The organism is Halomonas sp. NO4 (genome assembly GCF_010994375.1).
GTDB lineage: Bacteria > Pseudomonadota > Gammaproteobacteria > Pseudomonadales > Halomonadaceae > Halomonas.
Window position 1 is genome coordinate 65,974 of record NZ_WHMA01000017.1, and the last position, 7,687, is coordinate 73,660.

General features: G+C 66.1%; 7 protein-coding genes. 1 reads left to right on the forward strand and 6 read right to left on the reverse strand.

The features are described 5' to 3' along the window. Nucleotides 1-39 precede the first annotated feature (39 nt). From FEF15_RS19445 to FEF15_RS12715, 3 genes are all read right to left on the reverse strand, one after another. On the reverse strand, nucleotides 40-3,663 hold the full coding sequence (locus tag FEF15_RS19445) for an EAL domain-containing protein (RefSeq protein WP_163559544.1): 3,624 nt from the start codon (nucleotides 3,661-3,663) through the stop codon (nucleotides 40-42). Between the two features lie 140 nt (nucleotides 3,664-3,803). Next, complete coding sequence (locus tag FEF15_RS12710; protein WP_163559545.1) at nucleotides 3,804-5,039, reverse strand: GGDEF domain-containing protein; 1,236 nt, start codon at nucleotides 5,037-5,039, stop codon at nucleotides 3,804-3,806. A 154-nt stretch (nucleotides 5,040-5,193) separates the two neighbouring features. Then, nucleotides 5,194-5,415: a DUF2835 domain-containing protein gene (locus tag FEF15_RS12715; protein WP_163559546.1), complete on the reverse strand. Its 222-nt coding sequence runs from the start codon at nucleotides 5,413-5,415 to the stop codon at nucleotides 5,194-5,196. An 83-nt stretch (nucleotides 5,416-5,498) separates the two neighbouring features. Here FEF15_RS12715 and FEF15_RS12720 point away from each other — a divergent pair, with 83 nt between their 5' ends. Continuing rightward, nucleotides 5,499-6,191 (forward strand): putative metalloprotease CJM1_0395 family protein, encoded by a 693-nt coding sequence (locus tag FEF15_RS12720; RefSeq protein WP_163559547.1) that lies wholly within the window; start codon nucleotides 5,499-5,501, stop codon nucleotides 6,189-6,191. A 22-nt stretch (nucleotides 6,192-6,213) separates the two neighbouring features. Here FEF15_RS12720 and FEF15_RS12725 read toward each other — a convergent pair whose 3' ends face one another. The 3 genes from FEF15_RS12725 to FEF15_RS12735 all read right to left on the reverse strand — a co-directional run bounded on the left by FEF15_RS12725 (nucleotide 6,214) and on the right by FEF15_RS12735 (nucleotide 7,132). Continuing rightward, nucleotides 6,214-6,579: a hypothetical protein gene (locus FEF15_RS12725; RefSeq protein ID WP_163559548.1), complete on the reverse strand. Its 366-nt coding sequence runs from the start codon at nucleotides 6,577-6,579 to the stop codon at nucleotides 6,214-6,216. Continuing rightward, nucleotides 6,579-6,791: a hypothetical protein gene (locus FEF15_RS12730; RefSeq protein ID WP_163559549.1), complete on the reverse strand. Its 213-nt coding sequence runs from the start codon at nucleotides 6,789-6,791 to the stop codon at nucleotides 6,579-6,581. Before FEF15_RS12730 ends, FEF15_RS12725 begins: the two co-directional genes overlap by 1 nt. 74 nt (nucleotides 6,792-6,865) lie before the next feature. After that, a complete protein-coding gene (locus tag FEF15_RS12735) occupies nucleotides 6,866-7,132 on the reverse strand; it encodes a hypothetical protein (protein ID WP_163559550.1) in 267 nt (88 codons plus the stop codon). Nucleotides 7,133-7,687 lie beyond the last annotated feature (555 nt).

The following is a 7,687-nucleotide window of genomic DNA, read 5'->3' on the forward strand; positions in this document are numbered from 1 at the left end:
CTCGCCGACGGCCACCACGCCGCTACCGCCAGCAAACCCTTACCTATCGGCCGGTGCCGCTGCACCTTTAGCCCTCGGCGCGGTGTCGTGATCGACGAGGTAGGCACGCAGCTGCGCCAAGGGCATGGGGCGGGCGAAATGGAAGCCCTGGAAGATGTCGCAGCCGTGCTGTTTGAGATAGCTCGCCTGGGCTGCCTCCTCGATGCCCTCGGCCACCACGGTCAGCCCCAGGTGGTGGGCCATGGAGATGATCCCCTGCACGATGGCGCTGTCATGGGCGCTGCGGGTCACGTCGCGAACGAAGCTGCGGTCGATCTTGATCTTGCCGATGGGCAAGAGCTTGAGGTAGCTCAGGCTGGAGAAGCCGGTGCCGAAGTCGTCGATGGCGACCTCCACCCCCATCTCGCGCAGCAGGCGCAGGGTCTCGATGGCGCTGGCCGTGTCGTTCATGAGGATGCCCTCGGTGAGCTCCAGTTCCAGGTATTCCGCTGCCAGGCCCGTCTCGAGCAAGGCCTGCTTGAGGTTGCCCAGGAAGTTGGGACGGTGGAACTGCAGCGGCGAGAGGTTCACCGCGACACGGAAATGCCCCAGGCCATCGCGGGCCAGCTCGCACATGTCGCGACACGCCTGGCGCAGCACCCATTCGCTGATGGGCACGATCTGGCCGGTCTCCTCGGCGAGGGGAATGAAGAGCCCCGGGGACAGGTAGCCGCGCACCGGGTGCTTCCAGCGCACCAGCGCCTCGAACCCCGCCACGCCGCCGTCGGTGGCATCGATCAACGGCTGGTAGTGCAGCTCGAAGTTGCCGGCGTCGATGGCCTCCTGCAGATCGTTGCGCAGCGCCATGCGCGTGCTCACCTCGTCGTTGATCTCGCCGGTGAAGCACTGCCAGACGTTGCGCCCCTTCTGCTTGGCGCGATACATCGCCATGTCGGCCTGCTGGATCAGCTCCACCGGATTATCGATGTCGCGGGAGAGGAAAGCCACGCCCACGCTCGCCCCCAGATAGAGCTCGTGCTGCCCCACCCGATAGGAACGGCCGATGCGCTTCAGCAACCGCTCGGCCAGGTTGAAGGCATCGTCCTCCTGCCTGATGCCGGGCAGGAGGATCACGAACTCGTCGCTGCCGAAACGCGCCAGCGTATCGCCGGGGTCGAGCTCGTCGGCCACGCGCTTGGCCACCTGGATCAGCACCTGGTCGCCCACCTCGTGGCCCAGGCTGTCGTTGATCGGCTTGAAGTCGTCGAGATCGATGAACAGCACCGCCAGTCGCGAGCCCTGCCGCCGGGCCAGCATCACGTCGTGATTGAGGTGATCCTCGAACAGCGAGCGGTTGGCCAGCCCCGTGAGGGCGTCGTGACTGGAGTGGTAGGCGAGCTTGGCCTCGAAGGCCTTGTGCTGGGAGATGTCCTGCTGGATGCCGACGAAGTGCGACACCGCCCCCGCGGCATCGCGCACCGGCGCGAGGAAGAGGTTGTTCCAGAACGGCGTGCCGTCCTTGCGATAGTTGAGCAGGGTCACGCTGGCTTCACGACACTCGACCAGCGCCTGGCGCAGTTCGTCCACCGCCTGCGCATCGGTCTCGCCCCCCTGGAGAAAGCGGCAGTTGCGCCCCAGCGTTTCCTCGCGCGTATAGCCGGTGATGCGCTCGAAGGCCTCGTTCACGTAGATGAGGGGCATGCCCGGCAAGCGCATGTCGGCGATGGTCACGCCGTTGATGCTGGCCTCCACGCTGCGCTGCAGGATGAGCAGCGCCTCGCGGTTGCGTTCGCGCTCCACGGCCAGCGACACCAGGTCGGCGGCCTCGATGATGCGGCGCCGGTCGTCCTGGGAAGGAACCGCCGTCTGGCGATAGTAGGTGGCAAAGGTGCCCAGCAGCTGGCCGCTGCTGCCCAGCACCGGATAGGACCAGCAGGCGCGCAGGCCGTGCTCGGCGGTGATGGCATGAAAACCGCGCCAGCGGTGGTCGTGGGCGATATCCTCGCAGATCACGAAATCGCGCAGGTAGGCCGCACTGCCGCAAGCGCCGACATTGGGGGCGATCGGCACGCCCTGCACCGCGGCGAGATAGCTTTCGGGCAGGCTGACGCTGTAGACCTCATCCAGGCACTGCCCTTCGCGGTTGCTGAGCATGATCGACGACAGCGCGCCCGGCGCCTGCGCTTCCACCAGACGGCAAATCGCCTCCAGCGTGGCCGCCAGGGGCTGGTCGCGCGCGACCATGGTCTGCACCCGCTGCTGGGCACGCAGGTGGCGCTGAGTATTGGCGAGCGTTACCGAGCGACGCGCGCTGATGTGGGCCACCCCCAGGCTGAAGGCCATCAGGTAGCTGAGAATCAAGCCGCCGAGCCCCACCCCCACCGGCAGCATGCCGGCCAGGGTTGGGGACTCCCCCAGCGGCGCATGGCCGCGGGCTTCCAGGGTGGCGCCGCCCGGCAACACCAGCAGGCCCTTCTGGAGCTCGGCGCCCGGCGCACCATGCGCATTGGCATCGAGCAGCACAGGCTGCTCGCCGCGATGCACCGTGACCACCAGCGGGCTGACGAAGGAGCGCACCTCCATCCTCAGCAGGCGCGTCAAGTCGATGACCGCCACCAGCTGACCGCTCGGGCCCTCCTCCCAGGGCAGCGGCACCGCCACCAGGGCCAGCTGGGGGCGCGACTCGTCGGGCAGGATCCAGCGGGGGTAGGGGCCACCCACCGCCAGCCAGTCAAAGAGCCAGTGATCCGGACGGTCGAGCCAGTGCGACACAGCGAACGCCGAACCCCTATCGCGCCCCCACAGCAGGCTCTCGTTGGCGTCCTGCCAGTGCAGCGAGACCAGGCTGGGAATGTCGCGGAAATAGCTGGCGAATTCCAGGTCGCGAAAGCCGGAATCCGGCAGCCCACCGAGCTCGCCCCAGCGATCCGCCATGCGCTGCAGCAGGCGCTGATGCTCGTCGATCTCGCGCTCCGCCGAGACCTTGAAACTGCTCAGCAGCTCCCCGGCCTGGGTCAGGCGCGCCTCGTACTGCTGCCAGGTGAGCGTGAACCACACCAGCACGCTGGCCGAGAGGCTGGCCGTCAGCGGCATCAGCACCGGACGATGAATCGCGGTGGGCAGTTCCGCCAGGCCACGGCCGATCAGCAGCAGGGCCGAGCCGAGCAACAGTGACGGCAGTGCGGTGAAGGCGGTGGAGAAGGCCTCGGCCCACAAGGCCGGCAGGCGGATGCCGGTCCACATCTCGTCGAGGAGGTTGCCGGCACTGACGATCATCAGCGCGCAGCCGGTGAGCATCCACCCCAGACGTGCCAGAGGCGAGTGCACCCCCGCTATCAGGCAGAGCGCCAGGGCGGCCACCAGCAGACTGATCAGCAAGCCGACCGGGAAGGGCCAGCCCTGAACCGCGGTATCCAGCGGTGCGGGCAACCTTGCCACCAGCGGCACCAGGGCCAGCATCAGCAGCACGCCCCCGCAGAGCCGTGCCCAGTGCGGGCGTGCCAGCAGCGTTGCCAACAGTCCCCCACCGGCCAGTACCATGAATGGCAGGCTGGCCAGGGGTGGTCGCCACTGTACTGGCAGTTGCCAGGCCATCAGACCGTTGATCGCCCCCATGACGATCAGCAGCACCGCCACCATGGCCAGCCAGGTATGAGTTGCCACCTGCCGCGTACTGTTGGGCATGTCGTCCCCAGGTTGGATGCGTTGCCGAAGACCTTACTGCAGGCTTTATCGGCCTCTTTCGGCACAGCTTGAGGTAAACGAAGGTCGTATCGCGACTTGAGGTCGTCGGCGGTGAGACGCTTCGGGGCGCTGACAAGCGTTCAAATAGCGGTCAACGCCACCTCATCGGGCGACGCGGTGAAGGCCCGATTGCGACCGCCCTCCTTGGCCCGGTAGAGCGCATCGTCGGCGCGCTTGAGGGCCTCCTGGGCCGGCTCGTCCCGGCCCAGCTGAGTCACCCCGATGCTGGTGGTCACGAGAATGCGGCGCTGCTCGCGGTCGGTGAACTCGTACACCTCCACCGCGTAGCGAATGCGCTCGGCCACTTCCAGGGCCCGCTGCTGATCGCTGCCGAGCAGGATCACCACGAACTCCTCGCCGCCATAGCGGGCCACGCAGTCGTGCTTGCGCGTCTGGCCGGCGAGAATCTTGGCGAACTGGCAGAGCACGGCGTCGCCCACGGAATGGCCGTGGTTGTCGTTGATGCGCTTGAAGTGGTCCAGGTCGAGCATCAGCACCGAGCACGGCGCCCCGCCCGCCTGCCCGGCCCCCTCGATCTCGCGTTGCCAGGCCTGGATTTTCTCCAGGTGCACTTCCAGCGCGCCGCGGTTGAAGAGCCCAGTGAGGGGGTCATGGGTCGCCTGGCGATAGAGCCGCAGCAGCAGGCTGAGCTGGAAGTGATTGGCGGCCATGCTGACCACCAGCAGGCTCGCGAGCAGCCAGAACGCCTCCACCCCCTGGCCGGTCATCCAGCTGCCGTCGACCGTCTGGGAGAAGCCCAGCAGCACCAGCATGGCCAGGCCGGCGAAGAAGGACTCGATCAGCGTGAAGGGGAAAACGCTCAGCGAGGCCACCAGCAGGAAGGGAATGAAGCCGTAGCCCACCAGGTCCGGCACGGCATGGTCGGGCAGCATCAGCAGCACCAGCACATAGAAGCCGGCCGGCAAGGCCAGCAGCATGCCGGCACAGAAACGAATGCGGCGGATGCGCTCCACGCTGAACAGCGCCAGCACCAGCACCGCCACCAAACCCAGCATCAGCACCACCCGGCCCAGCAGGGTATAGCGCAGCAGCTCCGCGGGCAGTACCAGCGAGTCGACCACGATCCACAGCGGCGAGAGCAGCGTGAAGATGATCCCCAGCGCCAGCACCCGGCTGCGCAGGTAGTGGGCATGGGCGAAGGCGAAATCGCGCGAATGGTGGCGGCTGCTCAGGGTGTCGCGCAGGGAACTCAGCCCCACGAAGAGCTCCTGATGGGCCTCGGGCGGCTCCGCCAGCGCATCCATGTGACGGTTGTTCGGCTTCTCGGCGGTATCCTCGGACTTCCTTGACAGCATGGCGAAACCTATTCGGCAGAGGCGCAGGGCCGGCGTCCTGCCGGCGTGTTCCGTGAACGATGACCAGAATGGCCCACCGATAGTAGCAGAGCGTTGTCATTGAAACGCACCAAGGATTTGACCTGTGCCAAACTCACCCTGAAAAACAGCAGGATCACCGAAGTTTCTGGATGGTTTCAAACCGCCCCGCCGGCGAGAAATGCAATCGGAAGATGCCGTGCACGCCGTCGCGCGTGACCACACGCCGCAGCGCCTCGGCGGGAAACACCACCCGCCGCCCGTCGAGACTGCGCGTGTGCACGAGCTCCGCTCGCCCCGCGTAGTGGGCCAGACAAGCGTCATAGGAGAGTTCGATCACCACGTCGATACTGGGCATGGGCAGGCGGTCATGTGAGCTTGTCGTCTACAACGAATTCGCCAATACTCTACCCCAATCGCCTCAGATCGTGGACATTCGCCATGCCTGCCAGCACAGTTATCGGCCCCCTCACCTTCTCCTCCGCCTGGCAGAATCACCACACCAACCTCGGCAATGCCGAGGCCGCCCGCCAGGTTGGCGAGCCCCAGGCCGGCGAGCAAAGCGGCGACACGCAGGGAGTGGCCGCCGAAGAGGCGAGCCAGGGCAAGGTAAGCCGCGGCAACGGCGCCGAAAAACCCAACGGCGAAGCGCTGAGCGAAGCAGAACTGCGCCAGCTCGACCAGCTCAAGCAGACCGACCAGGAGGTGCGCCGCCACGAGCTGGCCCACCAGATCGCCGGCGGGCCGTACACCAGCGGCGCCAGCTACGAGTACGAACGCGGGCCCGACGGCCAGCGCTACGCCGTCGCCGGCGAGGTGCCCATCGACTACGGCCCGGTCAGCGGCGACCCTCGCGCCACCATCGACAAGATGCAGCAAGTGATCAGCGCCGCCCTGGCGCCCGCCGACCCCTCACCCAAGGATCACCAGGTCGCCGCTACTGCGCGGCAATACCTGCTTACTGCCCAGCTGGAACTCGCCCAGCAGCAGAGCGAGATGAACAGCGCCCGCCAGGCCGGTGAATCCAGCATCGAAGCGAAGGCGGGCGATACCGCCGAGACCCCATCACTGAGCCGCTACGACATCGTCACCCGTACCGCCCAGGCCAGCGGCGGCGACGCGCTGGAGGGGTGACGTCACAAGCTGGCAAGGGCTGCTAACCCGCCATGTCCCGGCGCAGCTCCAGCACCCGGTCATGGAACTGGCGCGCCTTCTCGATCGCCACGGCCTCGCCCTCGTCCAGCGCCAGCAGCGGCCCCTCCTTCTCCCCTTCGCTTTCCTTGACCTCCACCACCGCCTCGGGATGGCGCTTGAGCAGATGCTCGACGTTCAGGCGAATGGTGAAGAGCTCCAGATCCAGGGCCGCGCGCTGCTCTTCCCGGCGAGCACGTTCCCGGGGGTCGCGCGTCGCCTCGATGATTGCCGTGAGGGTATTGCGGATCATCGCTTCAGCGGAGTGCAGCTGAGGCAGAACCTGATAGAGCAGTTCGCGAAGGGTGATATGGGATTGGCCAGATTGCATTATTCCTTCCTTGTTGGAGTCGTATTGAGCATGTGCCGCGTGTGGGCACGTTGGTCACTGACGGCCTGCGCGTAGAGGGCATGCAACTGCTGGAAATCCGCCGGCATCGCTTCATCCATGCCGGTGGCCTCGAAGCGCTCGATGGTGTGACTCGTCTCATCGATCACGGCCTGCAGTTCATCGATGACGCGCTGGTGGTCGTTTTCGGTCATTTGAGTCGATTCCTTTGTTCCGCAACTGGCTCAGGCTGCCCGCTCGCCCCCCGCCCTCGCCATGTGCATGCCCCTCAGATGCCGCGCCCGGCAGGCGGTGAGGCTAGCGGGGTGCCCACAGCGCTGCCGAAACGCTGGAGCAGCGTGGTGGAGGCGGCAATGAAGGCCTCCGGCTCGATGCCCAGGCGCTCCAACAGCTTGGGTACCCGCTCGGCGATGGCGCCGCGCTTGTCCGGGCGCTGGCAGCGGCCGGTGGTCTCGTCCGCTCGCACCCTCGGCGTCTCAGTGGTGCCCGCGTGGATGGGGTTGAGGTCGACGTAGACCACCAACAAAAAGCTCACGCCGCCTCAGCGACACGGCGGTGAAGTGCGTCAGGGGCAAGATCTGCCCCATTGGGCCAGCAAACGGCACCGAACTCATCCACACTGACCTGATCAAAAACGGCAGCATCTCGAACTGGCTCGAACATAGGGCCAAAAAGGCGATCAGCCAAGGAGACCTCGCCCTCAGTGCCATCATCAAAGGTCACATGAAGCCGATAGCCAGGCAAAGCCTCTACGTGCATCACTCTGTGCATCGTTTTCACTCCAATGGCTCGATCTTTTCTACGCCATGACAAACATTCTATCTATGCCGGCGTGTTTCACACCACCTGCCGCTCGAATACCTCTCGCGCCGCTCGCATGCCTCTCAGATGCCGCGCCTGGCGGGCGGCGCAGCAGGCGGTGAGGCTGGGGGGCGTGCCCACCGCGCTGCCGAAGCGCTGGAGCAAATATGCCGCATTGCGTCATATGATGCCACGCGTTATATTGCGGACAGGGCAATGCAGGACGCGACTGTTAATGGCCAAGTAAATTGACCCAGTACCGGCCAACGCTTTTGACCCACCCCCGAGG

What these genes read in the sequence shown, in the direction of transcription:
- FEF15_RS19445 (WP_163559544.1), bottom strand. Translation starts at nt 3,663, where the DNA reads ATGCCCAACAGTACGCGGCAGGTGGCAACTCATACCTGGCTGGCCATG.
- FEF15_RS12710 (WP_163559545.1), bottom strand. Translation starts at nt 5,039, where the DNA reads ATGCTGTCAAGGAAGTCCGAGGATACCGCCGAGAAGCCGAACAACCGT.
- FEF15_RS12715 (WP_163559546.1), bottom strand. Translation starts at nt 5,415, where the DNA reads ATGCCCAGTATCGACGTGGTGATCGAACTCTCCTATGACGCTTGTCTG.
- FEF15_RS12720 (WP_163559547.1), top strand. Translation starts at nt 5,499, where the DNA reads ATGCCTGCCAGCACAGTTATCGGCCCCCTCACCTTCTCCTCCGCCTGG.
- FEF15_RS12725 (WP_163559548.1), bottom strand. Translation starts at nt 6,579, where the DNA reads ATGCAATCTGGCCAATCCCATATCACCCTTCGCGAACTGCTCTATCAG.
- FEF15_RS12730 (WP_163559549.1), bottom strand. Translation starts at nt 6,791, where the DNA reads ATGACCGAAAACGACCACCAGCGCGTCATCGATGAACTGCAGGCCGTG.